Genomic DNA, 15,545 nt, shown 5'->3' with positions numbered 1-15,545 from the left:
TCCCCACAAACGAGCCAGTGATCACTGGCAACAAAGCCCCTGATCAGGGAGCTGTCGTGGTTCGCGGCCGGTGGAATCCGGATGATTCAGCCCGCGCCGCCGGGTGCGTGCCAGCCGCGCAGCATCGTGTCGAAGCGGTCCCGGGTGGTGTCCCAGTCGGCGGCCGGACCCGTCATGTACAGCGCGTATTCCGGGCCGCCCTCCTCCTCGTAATACATCTGGTCGATCGCGTGGCGGGGACCCGGGTGGTCCTTGGACTCGGTCCAGGTGAACTCCCATTGGGAGCCGGGCCGGTCGCGGTAGTTGTTGGAGTGGAGGGTCTTGCGCGCGTACCCGGGCAGCCGCCCCTCGAGGCTCTTCTCCAGGTTCAGCATGTGCATGTACGAGTTCTCGAAGTCGGGCTCCGGGTCGACGCTGATGCGGATGTAGTGGTCGCCGTCGTCCGGGGTGTAGTCGACGTTCTGACCGTCCGCCCGGCGCTTCCAGCCGTTGGGTACGACCAGGCTGAAGCCCTCGGGGTCGTTTACCCGGTGCCAGCCGTCGGGTACGGCCTTCGTGGACGGGGTGGGCTTCGACGCCTCGGGCGAAGGGCGCGGCGAACGCGCGGTGCCGTGGGCGGGGCCACGCCCGGTGGTCTCCGTCCCGGAGTTCTCGCCGTACTTCATCGCGGCCAGGCCGGCGCCGCCGCCGATCAGCGCGGCGAGGGCGACGACCAGGATCGTGGTGCGCCAGCGGCCGCTGCTGCGGCGGGTCACGGCGGCGGCGCTGTACTGCGGGGCCATGGTGAACTGCTGGTCGGGGACGAACGGTTCCGTGCCGGTGCCCGCGCCCGTACCGGCCGGGCCCATCGAGCGCAGGACCTCCTCGGGGACGCGCTGGGTCGGGACGTACGCCTGCGCGGCCCGGGGCTCGCGCCCCTCCATCGCCTCCAGCAGCATCCGCTCCGTCTCGGCCGCCGACGGCCGGTCCGCCGGGTCCTTGCGGAGCAGTGCGGTGATCACCGGCGCGAGCGCCCCGGCCCGGGCGGGCGGCGGTGGTTCCTCGGTGACGACGGCCTGCATGGTGGAGATCGGGGACGAACGGCGGAACGGCGAGCACCCCTCGACCGCCGCATAGAGCGTGGCTCCGAGGGACCAGAGGTCGGACGCGGGCCCCGGGTCCCCGCCGCGTACCCGTTCGGGCGCCAGATAGTCGATGGAGCCGACCAGTTCACCGGTCCTGGTGATGGTCGAGTCACCCTCTATCGCTGCGATACCGAAGTCGGTGAGCAGCACCCGGCCGTCGCGGGCAAGGAGCACGTTGCCGGGCTTGACGTCCCGGTGCAGCACACCGGCGCTGTGCGCGGCGCGCAGCGCGCCGAGGACATGGAGGCCGATCCTGGCCGCCTCGCGCGGCGCGATCTCGCCGCTCTCCTTGGCGGCGTCGGCGAGTGACGGCCCGTCGACGTACTGCATGACGATCCAGGGGCGGTTGTCGTACTCCACCACGTCATGGACGGTGACCACGCCCGGGTGGGTGATCCGCGCCGCCGCTCGGGCCTCCTTCTGGGTCCGGGCATGCAGCACGACCCGGTCGGCCTCCGCGACGTACAGCCCGGCGGTCAACTCCTTGACGGCGACCGTGCGGTGCAGCACTTCGTCATGAGCCCGCCAGACCTTGCCCATGCCACCGCGCCCGAGGACTTCACCGAGCCGGTATCTTCCGGCCAGTACCAGCCCCGCGTCCGTTCCCTGCGATCGATCCACGTGTCCCCGCCCCGTTTCCTTCGGCTGCCAGGTTACGGAGGGGATGTACGGCCACGGAACCTCGCATCGCTCACGAGACCTCACTGTGATGCTTGTCGCTCCGCCGCCCTGCTCGCCGGCAGGACGCCGACCGCGCTTTCTGCCGGTGGCTCAGGACGTCACCCGGTACGAGGCGATGGCCTGTTCGTAGATGGCCGTCACCTTGTCGCGCTCGCTGTCCGGGCCGAGTACCTGGAGCACGTGGTACCGCCCGTCGACGATCATCGCGAGGTTGCGGACGTACACTTCGCGCCCGGTGTCGTCCTGCCAGGTGAACTGGCCCTCCGCCATGGCCTGTCGGCCGACGTCGATACGGCGCAGCCCCGTCGCCGAGGACCAGCTGGAGTCGCGGAAGGGCTGCAACTCCCGTTCCTTGTCGCGCTGATAGGCCAGCGGATCGCCGCCGTTGGCCTTCACCGTGTCGCGCCCCGGCACGATCAGCAGGCTGAAGCCGTCACTGCCGTACCGGATCTGCCGGTCGGCGCCGGCCGGGCTGCGCTGCCAGCCCTTGAGCACGCCGACCTCGAAGCCCTCGTCGTCCTTGCGCAGGGTGTACCCCGGGGCGAGGGCCACGGCGGAGCGGCTGGTCTGCGGCTTCTGTGCCCCGGGCGACCGCGAGGGCTTCGACGTCGCGCCCGTGGGTGCGTCCGGATCGGTCGCACCGGGCGTGCGGCTCCCCGTGGCGGCCGGGGCCTTGCCCTTCGCGTCGGATCCGGCGCCCGCCTTGGGCAAGAACAGCACGGCGTACGCGATCGCCGCGATCATCCCCAGCAGGATCAGCGCGAGCAGCAGCCGACCGAGCCGCCTCGGTGCACGTCCCTCGCTGCCCGGCCGCGGACGGGGAGGGGTGCGCAGCGCCTTGGGTCCCTTGGGCTCCCGCGGAAGCCGGGGCGCCTTTTCGGCCCGTGCGCTCTCGAACCGGTCGGGTCGCTCCCTCGTCTGGCGGTGACGGCCGTGCGCCGATGCGCTTCCCAGGCGGCTGCGACGCCTGCGGACCAGCTCGCCGCGGCGGCGCACGACGGGCAGCCGGGTGTCGTCGACGGACGGCAGCGGTACGACGTCGAAACCGGCCTCGGGTTCGGGGGCCGACCGCACGAGGGAGCGCAGCCAGCCGCGCAGCTCCTCGAAGTCCGGCCGCTCGGTGGGGTCCTGGCGCAGCAGCGACTCGACGACCGGGCGCAGCGGGCCGCACTCCTCGGCGAAGGCGGGCGGTTCGCCGCAGACCATCTGGACGAGCTCGGCCGCATGCTCCTCGGGGTACGGGGCGTGGCCCTGGACGGCGCGGTAGAGCAGGGCGCCCAGCGCCCAGAGGTCGGTGGCCGGCCCGATGGGCGGCGCCAGCTGCCAGTTCTCGTGGACCGGCCCGGCCTGCTCGGGCGCCCAGCGCTCGGTGACGGCACCGACGACCGCGATCCGTGTCTGCCGGGCGCGTTCGGCGGCGAGGGGGGTGGCGGGGCCGCGGTAGGCGGGGACGGCCCGGCCCCCGGCGACGATGTCGTCCCAGCGGCCGGAGACCGCCTGCTGCGGCAGCTGCTGCGACACTGCGGCGCCGTGGCGTCGGGCGTCGGCGCGCAGGGCGTCCTCGTTGGAGCCTCCGGCGGGCACGGGGCGGCCGAAGCCGGCGCCGTCGCCCCACGTACCGGTCAGATGCATCCGCCGGCCGGGCGCCCCCTGTCCACGGCGGCCGCCGGTTCCTTCGTCGTCGCTGTCGTCGCTTTCGCCGCCGTACCGGCCGCCGTACTCGCCACCGTACGGAGCATCGCCCCGGCTGCCGTCCTCGTCGTCGCCCTCGTCGTCGTACGGATCGTCGGCGGTGGGGCCCCACCCGCCCGTCGGCTGCGGCCTGCCGGACCCGGGCGGTCCGGGACGCTGGGCGGGAAGGATTCGGGGCTCCTCCGCTCCCGCCGTCTCGCCTGTCCCGGCCTGTCGCTGCTCCTCGTTGACGCGCGCGGCGGCACGCGTTCCCGCCCGGTAGGCGGCGATGGCTCCGGCGCGCGCGGCCCGCAACTGCGCCGCACTGCCCGCGCGGGGAGGGTCGGGGTTCAGATGCGGCCGCACGGCTTCCAGTTCACCGGCGTGGCCGCGCGCGGCCGGCAGCCCGACCGGTGCGACCGGACCGGCGGACATGCCGGGATCAGCGGACCCGGACGGACCCGCCGGCCCGTCCGGGGCCACGGGCCCGTGCGGCCCGCCGGACTCGTACGGCCCCGCGGACCCGTGCGGCCCGGCGGGCGGCAGCGACGCCGCGGGCGGCACGTGAGGACCGGCCGCCGGCCCCGCCCCGACCGCGGGCGGTCCGTACGGGTCCTCGTCGTCGGGCTGCGGCACCGGTACGTACCCGCACAGTGCCTCCTCCGCCGCCCCGGACGCCAGGCCGGTCAGTACGACGCGCCCGTCGTCGCAGATCAGCACCGTGCGGACGGTGATGTTCCGGTGGGTCCAGCCGTGCGCGTGCAGCACCCGAAGGGCCGTCAGCACATCGGAGCCGATCTCGGCGGCCCGGTAGGGGTTCAGCGGCCGTTCGGCGAGCAGTGCGGCCAGCGGGCGCGCCGCGACGAGCTCACTCACGATCCAGAGCGATCCGGCCTCGGCGAACACGTCGAAGACCTGGTCGAGCCTCGGATGATCGGGCACCTGGGCGGCAGCCTGCGCGGCCTCGATCGCCCGCCGGACGGCGGGGTCCGTGGACCGTCGCACCGTTCGCCCGGTGGTGCGGCGGGCGGCCGACGGCGGTCCGTCGCCGTCCAGCATCTCGGCGTCGACGACCTCGGGCAACGGCACTTGGCGCACCAGGACTTCCTGGCCGCTGTACGTGTCGAACGCCCGGGTCTCGACCAGTTCGTACTCGTCGGACGGCGGCAGCGGCAGGCGGTATCGGTCGGCGAGCACCCGACCCGCGTAGTCGTCCACGACGCCTCCCCAGAGCGCGCTGTCCCCCCGGCCATGAGCCCCGTACCAACCCGTCAATTATGGTCACTTACCGTGCAATTGACCTATGGTTTTGGCTGCGTACGGTTCTCAAGCTCTCACCATACGTGGCATGTGCCGGGCGTGCGGCAGGGTCGACGCAAGCAGGTGCCGCTCAGTCCTTGGGCTCGAACGTCGCGAAGGCCGTCGCACGCAGGGTCCGGCACTCCTTGCTGTTCCACTCGCTCGCCTTGCAGCTGATCATGATCGAGTAGCCGTGCGTGGCATCGACCTTGAAACCGCGGTTCAGGATCCGGCTCCGCTGGCCGTGCTCGTCGCGCTCGAACTGCCAGTCGGCGACGGTCGGGTAGCCGTTGAAGTCGATCTTCTTTATGCCGAGGTGCCGGTAGCCGTTGCTGCTGGCCGCGACCGCGCCCTTCAACGCGTTCCACGCGGCGGCCGCGTCGCTGCCGGGAGAGCTGTTGTAGTCGATCTGGACGCGCGGGAAGCCACCGGCGACGTTGTAGATCTGGCCCGAGTTGCTGCCGGCGATCTTGTAGGGCGTGAAGTCCGCGGGCATGGCCATCGTGAAGTGGAACCGCTTGTTGGTGACCGTCTTGTACCCGTCGGGCAGTGCGCCGGCGTCCGAACCACCGGAACCGGAGCCGTCCGACCCCTTGCCCGAGTCGTCGCCCTTGCCCTCGTCCTGCCCCTGGCCGCCGCTCTTGTTCTCTCCCTGGGCCTGGTCCTTGCCGCTGGCGTCGCCCGTGCCGGTGTCACCGGAGCCGCCGCCTGCGGAGGCCCCGGCCGAGGCGGAGGTGTCGCCCTTGCCGCCGCCTTCGTCGTCCTTGTCGCCCCCGCTCATGGTGAGCGCAAGGACCGTGCCGAGAAGGGCGAGGACGACGGCGGCCGCGATGATCGCGAGCGTGCGGCGCGGGACCACGTCCGTGAGGGAGGCGCGGGCCGGTGCGCTCGACGAGCCGCCCGGACGCTGTGGCGGTACGCCTCCGACGGCGGAGGCCGGCGAAGCCGTGGGCCGGGCCGGAGCCGAAGAAGCACTCTGCGCAGCGGCGGGCGCGGACGCGTCGACAGCCACACCCGCACCGGCGCCGGGCGCCGTCTTCGCGTTCCGGACGGAGCGCAGCGCACCGCGCAGGCGGTCGCGCGCCCCCTCCCCCGTCTCCCCGGACTTCGACGTCCCCTTCGTGCGGGGGGCACCGATGACACGGGGCAGGGCCATCACCTGGGTGGAGTCGGCCGGCGGGGGCACGACCGGGGCGGGCTTGTCCGCGGCGTGGATCACCCCGTTGAGCAGTGCCCGGGCGCCTGCGTCGTCGAGTCGCTGCTCGGGGTCCCTCGCGAGGAGGCCGTAGATGACCTCCTCCAGCGGGCCCGCGTTCTTCGGCGGGTCGAGCGGCTCGGTCATGACGGCGGTCAGGGTGGCGATGGCCGACCCCTTGTCGTACGGCGGAGAGCCCTCGACGCTCGCGTACAGCAGTCCGCCGAGCGACCACAGGTCGGCGGGCGGTCCCGGCTTGTGGCCGCGGGCGCGCTCCGGCGAGATGTACGAGGGGGCGCCGACGAGCATCCCCGTCGAAGTGACGGACGGGTCACCCTCGACCTGCGCGATACCGAAGTCGGTCAGGACGACCCGGCCGTCCTCGGAGATCAGTACGTTGGACGGCTTCACATCGCGGTGCAGAATGCCCTCGCGGTGCGCCAGGCGCAGCACGTCGAGGATCGCGAGACCGACCTCGGCCGCGCGTCTGGGCGTCAGCACGCCGTCCTCGCGCACCACCTCGGCAAGGGATTTGCCCTCGATGAGCTCCATGACGATCCACGGCCGGTCGTCCTCGTCGACCACGTCATAGACCGTCACCGCGCCGTTGTTGCGGATCCGGGCAATGGCCTTCGCCTCGCGCAGCGTGCGCGTGATCAGCCGGCGCTTCTCGTCGTCGTCGATGGCCGACGGGAACCGCAGTTCCTTGACCGCGACCGTGCGGCCCAGCGTCTCGTCGACGGCGCGCCAGACCGTGCCCATACCGCCCCGGCCGAGCACCTTCCCGAGCCGGTACCTACCCGCAAGGAGACGTCCATCCGTGTCCCGTTGGGGCTCCCGTGCCTGCTCCGCCTCCGACATGCGTCCCCTCTGCGATCAACCCGCCCTGGCAGAGCGTTCATTGTCCCTCACCCCGGGACCGGTCATGGTGCCGGGTCCGTGGTCCGTCATGATGGGGCCGGAGGAAGGGACTCCGTGCCATGCCGATACTCAGGGCGCTGCTCGTCACCCCATTGGTGATTGCGCTGCTCGGCCTCGGATCAGCGAGCCTTCCCAGCGAACCACACCTCACGCCCGCAGCCTCCTACCTTCCCCGGCTTGTCGCGGAAGGCGGCGCTCCGGCCGCGGCACTCCTCGCCCGGAGCACGTCCGCCGCTCCGTACGACATCTACCGTTCGACCGGTCCCGGCATCCGGCGCCCGGACCGGTTCCGGGCCGGGAGCATCACCAAGACGTTCGTCGCGACGGTCGTCCTCCAACTGGCCGGGGAGCACAGGCTGCAACTGTCGGACACCGTGGACCGCCATCTCCCCGGGCTGGTGCGGGGGCACGGCAATGACGGCTCCCGCATCACCCTGAGCGCCCTGCTCACCCACACCAGCGGTCTCTACGACTACACCGACGACCCGGACGCCCGCCCCGTCTCCGCCACCGCCGCCGTCCGTACGGCCGTCGCCCACCGCCCCACGAACGCTCCCGGCGTCTACGCCTACTCCAACACCGATTACGTCCTGCTGGGCCTCGTCGTCCAACGCGTCACCGGGCACAGTTACGCCACCGAGATCCGCCGCCGCATCATCAACCCGCTCCGTCTCACCGGCACCTCGCTCCCCGGTGCCCGCACCGCGCTGCCCGCGCCGCACGGCCGCGGCTACTCCCACAACCCGTCCGACGGCAGCCTCCGCGACGTGACCGCTCTCGACCCGCGCACCGCGGGCGCCGCGGGCGAGCTCATCTCCACGCTCGCCGATCTGAACCGCTTCTACACGGCCCTGCTCGGCGGGCGGCTGCTCCCGCCCGCCCAGGTGAACTCCCTGCTGCTGAACACCGGTGCGGCCGACGGGACCTATGGCATGGGCATCTATCCGCAGAAACTCTCCTGCGGTATCACCGTCTGGGGTCACAACGGCCGTATAACGGGCAGTTATGTCCGTACCGCCGCCACACGCGACGGCCGGCACATCCTGACGTTCCGCATCAACACGGACGGCCTGTCCGATCCGTCCCTCGAACCGGCCCTCCTCGACGCCGAGTTCTGCCGACGTCCATAGACGCGCGCGGACCTGCTCAGATCGGCACGATGTCCGGCGCCCCGAGCCGCGCCGCGTCCGCCGCCTGGTCGTCCGGCTGGCGCTGCGACTCCCGCTCCGCCTGCACCCGCTTCTCGTAGTGCTCCACCTCCCGCTCGATCTGCCCCTTGTCCCACCCCAGGACCGGTGCCATCAGCTCCGCACAGATCCGAGCACTGCGCGTGCCCCGGTCGAAGGTCTCGATGGAGATCCGGGTCCGCCGTGTCAGTACGTCGTCGAGATGGCGCGCCCCCTCGTGCGAGGCGGCATAGACGATCTCGGCCTTCAGATAGTCGTCCGCCGACGGCAGCGGCTCGCCCAGTGAGGGATCGGCGGCGATCAGTTCGAGGATCTCCTCGGTCATGGATCCGAACCGGTTCAGCAGATGCTCCACTCGGGCGACATGGAGCCCGGTGCGGGCCGCGATCCTCGCCCGCGCGTTCCACAGGGCCCGGTAGCCCTCCGCGCCCAGCAGCGGGACGTCCTCCGTGACACAGTCCGCAACCCGCTGGTCGAGGCCGTGCACCGCCTCGTCGACGGCGTCCTTCGCCATCACCCGGTACGTCGTGTACTTGCCGCCCGCGACGACCACGAGCCCCGGCAGCGGGTGCGCCACCGTGTGCTCGCGCGAGAGCTTGCTGGTCGCGTCCGACTCGCCGGCCAGCAGGGGTCTCAGCCCGGCATAGACGCCCTCGACGTCGTCCCTGGTGAGCGGTGTGGCCAGGACCGAGTTGACGTGTTCGAGCAGATAGTCGATATCGGCGCTGGACGCCGCCGGATGCGCCTTGTCCAGGTCCCAGTCGGTGTCCGTCGTACCGACGATCCAGTGGCGGCCCCACGGGATCACGAACAGCACCGACTTCTCGGTCCGCAGGATCAGACCGGTCGAGGAGTGGATGCGGTCCTTGGGGACGACCAGATGGATGCCCTTCGAGGCCCGGACGTGGAACTGTCCGCGCTCTCCGATCAGCGCCTGGGTGTCGTCCGTCCACACTCCGGTGGCGTTGACCACCTGTTCGGCCCTGACCTCGTACTCCTCACCCGCCTCGACGTCCCGCACGCGTGCGCCGACAACCCGCTCGCCCTCCCGCAGGAAGCCGATCACCCGCGCCCGGTTCGCCACGTGCGCGCCGTATCCGGCGGCCGTGCGCACCAGCGTCGCCACATAGCGGGCGTCGTCCATCTGGGCGTCGTAGTACTGCAACGCCCCGACCAGGGCGTCCTTCTTCAGCGCGGGCGCGACCTGCAGGGCGCGGCGGCGGGAGAGATGCCGGTGCACGGGCAGCCCGCGGCCGTGCCCGGACGACACCGACATCGCGTCGTACAGGGCGACGCCCGAACCCGCGTAGAGCCGCTCCCAGCCCTTGTGCTGCAGCGGATAGAGGAACGGCACGGGCTTCACCAGATGCGGGGCCAGCCGCCCCAGGAGCAGTCCACGCTCCTTCAGCGCCTCCCGCACGAGCGCGAAATCGAGCATCTCCAGATAGCGCAGACCACCATGTATCAGCTTGCTCGATCTGCTCGACGTGCCGGACGCCCAGTCACGCGCCTCGACCAGTCCGGTCGACAGCCCTCGCGTGACCGCGTCCAGTGCCGTCCCGGCGCCCACCACGCCCGCTCCCACGACCAGCACGTCCAGTTCGCGCTCGGCCAGCGCGGCGAGCGCCTCGGCGCGCTCCGCGGGTCCCAGTGTCGCTGTCCTCACTGCTGCCTCCCGGTGGATCGGGGTGGTCGGGCACGGGGCTGCGGTCCGGCCGAGCGGCCGGGCGCCCATGCCCACCACTCGATTCTGTCTGTGGTCCGTGACTTCAGCCACCGCCTGTGGACAACACCCGGGCGACCGGAGCCGCACAATGCGGCATATAGGTCATATTTACGCCTAGTGTGACATTGCGCTGTCCTCAGCGGTTGCGCTTTCTGCTCTCATGGTCTTAGGGAAGGACGGCCACCCACATGCCCGCAGACCTCGCCGTCATCGGACTCGGTCACCTCGGCCTGCCCCTCGTCCAAGCCGCCGTCGCCGCCGGTGTCCAGACCGTCGGCTACGACACCGATCCCCGCCCGTACGCCGAACTCTCCGCCGGCCGCACCCCCGTCGAAGGCTCCCTCGCCGCATCGGAGATCCGCCGGATGCTCGCAGGGGGCTTCCGGCCCACCACCAACCCGGCCGAGCTGGGCCGGGTCCGTACCGCCGTCATCTGCGCGCCCACCCCCCTCGGCGCCGACCGCAACCTCGACCTCACCGCCGTCGGCGACGCCACCCGCGCCCTCGCCGCCCGGCTGCGCCCGCACACCACCGTCCTGCTGGAATCGGCCGTGCCGCCCGGCACCACCGAGAACTTCGTACGCCCCCTCCTCGAAGAGGGGTCGGGGCTGGTCGCCGGGCGCGACTTTCATCTCGCCTGCTCCCCCAGTCGCCTCGACCCCGGCAACCGCACCCACGTGTACACCAACACCCCCAAGGTCATCGGCGGCCTCACCCCGGCGTGCACCGAATCGGCCGCCGCCTTCTACGGGCGGCTCACGGACAAGGTCGTACGGGCCCGCGGGCCGCGCGAGGCCGAGATGACCAAGGTCCTGGAGACCAACTTCCGGCACGTCAACATCGCCCTGGTCAACGAGATGGCGGTGCTCTGCCACGACCTCGGCGTCGACCTCTGGGACGTCATCCGGTGTGCCGAGACCAAGCCGTTCGGCTTCCAGCCGTTCCGCCCGGGTCCCGGCGTCGGCGGGCACGGCGCCCCGGTCGACCCGGGCTTCCTCCCGTACAGCAGCCGCACCCCCGGCCACCCCCTGCGCATGGTCTCGCTCGCGCAGGAGATCAACGACCGGATGCCGAGTTACGTGATCCAGCGCTGCGCCACCCTGCTGAACGAACACGGCAAGTCCCTCCGCGGTGCCCGGGTCCTCCTCCTCGGCGTCACCTACAAGCCGGACCTCGCCGACCAGGAGGCCTCCCCCGCACGGGAGGTCGCCACCCGGCTGCTGGACATGGGCGCACAGATCGGTTACCACGACCCTCACGTCCTGGACTGGCGCGTGCGCGAACTTCCCGTACCGCGCGCGGACTCGCTGTACGAGGCGGCGGCGAGCGCGGACCTGACGGTCCTGCTCCAGCACCACCGCACGTACGACCTCCAGGGTCTCGCGGTGAAGGCCCAGCTCCTCCTGGACACCCGGGGCGCCACCCCGGCAGGAGCCGCGCATCGGCTGTGAGGGCGGTCCCCCAAGGATTTCGGTGGGAGATGTCGGAGGCGGCTGTTAGCCTGCGGCGTCACTTCTCGCACAGTCGTGCGCATCCGTCCCAGGGGGGATCCCATCATGAGCCAGTCCGTGCCGCCGTCGAACCAGCCGCAGCAGCCGTACGACGCCCAGCCCGGCGGCAACCCGTTCGCGGACCAGCAGCCGGGGCAGCCCGGTCAGTCCGGCGTCGCGACCGGCAATCCGTTCGCCGGTCAGCAGCCGGGCGAGCCCGGCCAGTTCGGCGGCGTGCCGTTCGCACCGGCCCCGGCGCCCGCGCGCAACAACGTCGGACTCGGCCTGCTCGCCGCCGTCGTCGCGGCCGTCGTCGCCGCGGGCATCTACGGCGCGATCATCGGCGCCACCAAGCACGAGATCGGTTACGCGGCCGTGGGCGTCGGCTTCGTCGTCGGCCTCGCGGCGGGCAAGGTCGGTGGCCGCAACCCCGTACTGCCGGTCCTCAGCGCCGTGCTCGCCCTGGTCTCCGTCTACTTCGGCCAGCTGCTCGGCGAGGCGATGATCGCCGCGAAGGAGCTCCCGGTCACCGTCTCCGAGCTGTTCTTCGACCACTTCGGCCTCCTGAACGAGGCGTGGAAGGCCGACGCCGGCCCGCTCTCCTTCGTCTTCATCGCGATCGCCGCGTTCGCCGCGTTCTCCGGTGCCAAGAAGGCCGCCGGCTGACCGGACCCATGCGGAAGGGCCCGGACCGCAGCGGCGGTCCGGGCCCTTCCGTACGTCCGGGAACGATCAGCGGCGGTGCTGCGAGTCCGCCACCGTCACCTCGACGCGCTGGAACTCCTTGAGGTCGCTGTACCCCGTCGTCGCCATCGCCCGGCGCAGCGCGCCGAAGATGTTCATCGAGCCGTCGGGGGTGTGCGAGGGCCCGGTCAGGACCTCCTCCGTCGTCCCGACGGAGCCCAGGTCGACCAGCTTGCCGCGCGGCACGTCCTCGTGGACGGCCTCCATGCCCCAGTGCCGGCCGCGGCCGGGCGCGTCCGTCGCGCGGGCCAGCGGGGAGCCCATCATCACGGCGTCGGCGCCGCAGGCGATGGCCTTCGGCAGGTCGCCGGACCAGCCGACGCCACCGTCCGCGATCACGTGCACGTACCGGCCGCCGGACTCGTCCATGTAGTCGCGGCGGGCCCCGGCCACATCGGCGACCGCGGTCGCCATCGGGACCTGGATGCCGAAGACGTTGCGCGTGGTGTGCGCGGCGCCGCCGCCGAAGCCGACGAGGACACCGGCAGCGCCGGTCCGCATCAGGTGCAGGGCCGCGGTGTACGTCGCGCAGCCGCCGACGATCACCGGGACGTCCAGCTCGTAGATGAACTGCTTGAGGTTGAGCGGCTCGGCCGCGCCGGAGACGTGCTCGGCGGAGACCGTCGTACCGCGGATGACGAAGATGTCCACCCCCGCGTCGACGACGGCCTTGGAGAACTGGGCGGTGCGCTGCGGCGAGAGCGCGGCGGCGGTGACGACACCGGAGTCGCGCACCTCCTTGATGCGCTGCCCGATCAGCTCCTCCTGGATCGGCGCGGAGTAGATCTCCTGCAGGCGGCGGGTCGCCGATTCCACCGGCATCTCGGCGATCTCGTCGAGGAGCGGCTGCGGGTCGGCGTGCCGGGTCCACAGGCCCTCGAGGTTCAGGACCCCGAGGCCGCCCAGCTCGCCGATCCGGATCGCGGTCTGCGGGGAGACCACGGAGTCCATGGGAGCGGCCAGGAACGGCAGCTCGAACCGGTAGGCGTCGATCTGCCAGGCGATCGAGACCTCCTTCGGGTCGCGGGTGCGACGGCTCGGAACGACGGCGATGTCGTCGAATGCGTACGCCCGGCGGCCGCGCTTGCCGCGCCCGATCTCGATCTCAGTCACGATGTGTGGCCTTTCCCTCTACGTCTGCGTTTCCCAGTATCCCCGACACACGGGTGAGGGGCGGTCCCGGTGTGCCCGGACCGCCCCTCACCTGTACTGATGCGTTACTTCCTGCTGTAGTTCGGCGCTTCGACCGTCATCTGGATGTCGTGCGGGTGGCTCTCCTTGAGGCCCGCCGAGGTGATCCGGACGAACCGGCCGTTGGCCTGGAGCTCAGGAACGGTGCGGCCGCCGACGTAGAACATCGACTGACGCAGACCGCCGGTGAGCTGGTGGACGACCGCGGAGAGCGGGCCGCGGTACGGGACCTGGCCCTCGATGCCCTCGGGGACCAGCTTCTCGTCGGAGGCGACACCCTCCTGGAAGTAGCGGTCCTTGGAGAACGACTTGCGGTCGCCGCGGGTCTGCATCGCCGCGAGCGAGCCCATGCCGCGGTACGACTTGAACTGCTTGCCGTTGATGAAGAGCAGCTCGCCCGGCGACTCCTCGCAGCCCGCGAGCAGCGAGCCGAGCATCACGGTGTCCGCACCGGCGACCAGGGCCTTGGCGATGTCTCCGGAGTACTGCAGGCCGCCGTCCCCGATGACCGGGACGCCGGCCGCCTTGGCGGCGAGCGAGGCCTCGTAGATCGCGGTGACCTGCGGGACGCCGATGCCGGCGACGACGCGGGTGGTGCAGATGGAGCCGGGGCCGACGCCGACCTTGATGCCGTCGACACCGGCGTCGATCAGCGCCTGGGCGCCGTCACGGGTGGCGATGTTGCCGCCGATGACGTCGACGCCGGACGCGTTCGACTTGATCTTGGCGACCATGTCGGAGACGAGACGGGAGTGGCCGTGGGCGGTGTCGACGACGATGAAGTCGACGCCCGCCTCGACGAGTGCCTGGGCCCGCTCGAAGGCGTCGCCCGCGACGCCGACGGCGGCGCCGACCAGCAGCCGGCCCTCGCTGTCCTTCGCCGCGTTCGGGTACTTCTCGGCCTTGACGAAGTCCTTGACGGTGATGAGGCCCTTGAGGACCCCGGCGTCGTCGACCAGCGGAAGCTTCTCGATCTTGTGGCGGCGCAGCAGCTCCATGGCGTCCACGCCGGAGATGCCGACCTTGCCCGTGACCAGCGGCATCGGCGTCATGACCTCACGCACCTGGCGCGAACGGTCCGACTCGAAGGCCATGTCACGGTTGGTGACGATGCCGAGCAGCTTGCCCGCCCCGTCGGTGACCGGCACGCCGCTGATACGGAACTTGGCGCACAGCTCGTCGGCGTCGCGCAGGGTCGCGTCCGGGTGGACCGTGATCGGGTCGGTGACCATGCCGGACTCGGAACGCTTCACCAGGTCGACCTGGTTGGCCTGGTCCGCGATGGAGAGATTGCGGTGCAGGACACCGGCGCCACCCTGACGGGCCATGGCGATCGCCATGCGGGCCTCGGTGACCTTGTCCATCGCGGCGGACAGCAGCGGGATGTTCACCCGCACGTTCTTCGAGATGTACGAGGAAGTATCGATCTGATCGGGCGCCATGTCGGACGCGCCGGGCAGCAGCAGCACGTCGTCGTATGTCAGCCCGAGCGTCGCGAATTTCTCGGGCACTCCGTCGACGTTTGCAGTCATGACACCTTCCCCAAATGGCCTTGATCGGTGCGGATGTCCATGCTAACGGCCTCCGGGGGTGTCTCATTCCACGAGCAAGATCACCCAGAGGTTCTGTAGCTTCGTACGGGACTCCGTCAGGGGGTGAAGCCGGTGCCGCACTACTGCTCGGCGAGGGCCCGCAGTCTGCTCAGCGCGCGGTGCTGGGCGACCCGGACGGCGCCCGGCGACATGCCGAGCATCTGCCCGGTCTCCTCCGCGGTCAGACCGACGGCGACCCGCAGAACCAGCAGTTCGCGCTGGTTCTCCGGAAGGTTGGCGAGCAGTTGCTTGGCCCAGGCCGCATCGCTGCTGAGCAGCGCGCGCTCCTCGGGGCCGAGCGAATCGTCCGGCCGCTCCGGCATCTCGTCGGAGGGCACGGCCGTCGATCCCGGGTGCCGCATGGCGGCACGCTGGAGATCGGCGACCTTGTGGCCGGCGATGGCGAAGACAAAGGCTTCGAAGGGTCTGCCGGTGTCCTTGTAGCGCGGCAACGCCATCAGCACCGCGACACAGACCTCCTGCGCCAGGTCCTCCACGAAGTGGCGAGCATCACCGGGCAGCCGGTTCAGCCGGGACCTGCAGTAGCGCAGTGCGAGGGGGTGGACATGGGCCAGCAGATCATGGGTGGCCTGCGCGTCGCCGTCGACGGCGCGATGCACCAGAGCACCGATCACCGTTGTCTCGTCGTCGCGCATCGGACCATGGTGCCTCGGCGCCGCTTCATCCGTGGCACCGCGTCCGTAGTTGTGCACCGAAGCGTTAT

Annotated in this window: 10 protein-coding genes; 3 read left to right on the top strand and 7 right to left on the bottom strand. The window is 71.4% G+C overall.

The features are described 5' to 3' along the window. Positions 1-86: 86 nt before the first annotated feature. The 3 genes from LRD69_RS19895 to LRD69_RS19885 form a co-directional block, all read right to left on the bottom strand. Complete coding sequence (locus LRD69_RS19895) at positions 87-1,745, bottom strand: serine/threonine-protein kinase (RefSeq protein WP_277327900.1); 1,659 nt, start codon at positions 1,743-1,745, stop codon at positions 87-89. Positions 1,746-1,895: 150 nt separating this feature from the next. Then, the gene (locus tag LRD69_RS19890; RefSeq protein WP_277327899.1) at positions 1,896-4,694 is read right to left on the bottom strand and encodes a protein kinase; all 2,799 of its coding nucleotides are present in this window, start codon (positions 4,692-4,694) and stop codon (positions 1,896-1,898) included. Positions 4,695-4,866: 172 nt separating this feature from the next. Continuing rightward, the gene (locus LRD69_RS19885) at positions 4,867-6,831 is read right to left on the bottom strand and encodes a serine/threonine-protein kinase (protein WP_277327898.1); all 1,965 of its coding nucleotides are present in this window, start codon (positions 6,829-6,831) and stop codon (positions 4,867-4,869) included. A 119-nt stretch (positions 6,832-6,950) separates the two neighbouring features. On the opposite strand from LRD69_RS19885, the gene LRD69_RS19880 reads away from it, so the two are divergent. Continuing rightward, the gene (locus LRD69_RS19880) at positions 6,951-8,021 is read left to right on the top strand and encodes a serine hydrolase domain-containing protein (protein WP_277327897.1); all 1,071 of its coding nucleotides are present in this window, start codon (positions 6,951-6,953) and stop codon (positions 8,019-8,021) included. Between the two features lie 16 nt (positions 8,022-8,037). Here the strand turns inward: LRD69_RS19880 and LRD69_RS19875 are convergent, their stop codons facing one another. Beyond that, positions 8,038-9,744 (bottom strand): glycerol-3-phosphate dehydrogenase/oxidase, encoded by a 1,707-nt coding sequence (locus LRD69_RS19875; RefSeq protein WP_277327896.1) that lies wholly within the window; start codon positions 9,742-9,744, stop codon positions 8,038-8,040. 248 nt (positions 9,745-9,992) lie between these two features. Between LRD69_RS19875 and LRD69_RS19870 the strand changes: the two genes are divergently transcribed. Beyond that, positions 9,993-11,255: a nucleotide sugar dehydrogenase gene (locus LRD69_RS19870; protein ID WP_277327895.1), complete on the top strand. Its 1,263-nt coding sequence runs from the start codon at positions 9,993-9,995 to the stop codon at positions 11,253-11,255. A 105-nt stretch (positions 11,256-11,360) separates the two neighbouring features. Further along, complete coding sequence (locus LRD69_RS19865) at positions 11,361-11,960, top strand: hypothetical protein (RefSeq protein ID WP_277327894.1); 600 nt, start codon at positions 11,361-11,363, stop codon at positions 11,958-11,960. A gap of 66 nt (positions 11,961-12,026) precedes the next feature. On the opposite strand, the gene LRD69_RS19860 is transcribed toward LRD69_RS19865, so the two are convergent. The 3 genes from LRD69_RS19860 to LRD69_RS19850 all read right to left on the bottom strand — a co-directional run bounded on the left by LRD69_RS19860 (position 12,027) and on the right by LRD69_RS19850 (position 15,477). Beyond that, entirely contained in the window at positions 12,027-13,151 is a 1,125-nt protein-coding gene (locus LRD69_RS19860) for a GuaB3 family IMP dehydrogenase-related protein (RefSeq protein WP_072486665.1), read from the bottom strand. Between the two features lie 104 nt (positions 13,152-13,255). Continuing rightward, positions 13,256-14,761, bottom strand: coding sequence for an IMP dehydrogenase (gene guaB / locus LRD69_RS19855; protein ID WP_277327893.1), 1,506 nt, complete (start codon positions 14,759-14,761; stop codon positions 13,256-13,258). A 140-nt stretch (positions 14,762-14,901) separates the two neighbouring features. Then, positions 14,902-15,477, bottom strand: a complete 576-nt coding sequence (locus LRD69_RS19850) for a sigma-70 family RNA polymerase sigma factor (protein ID WP_277327892.1) — start codon at positions 15,475-15,477, stop codon at positions 14,902-14,904. Between the last annotated feature and the right edge of the window lie 68 nt (positions 15,478-15,545).

Source organism: Streptomyces sp. JH14, assembly GCF_029428675.1.
Lineage (GTDB): Bacteria > Actinomycetota > Actinomycetes > Streptomycetales > Streptomycetaceae > Streptomyces.
Note: the sequence above shows the minus strand (reverse complement) of the source record. Positions and strands in the feature narration are given on the sequence as shown.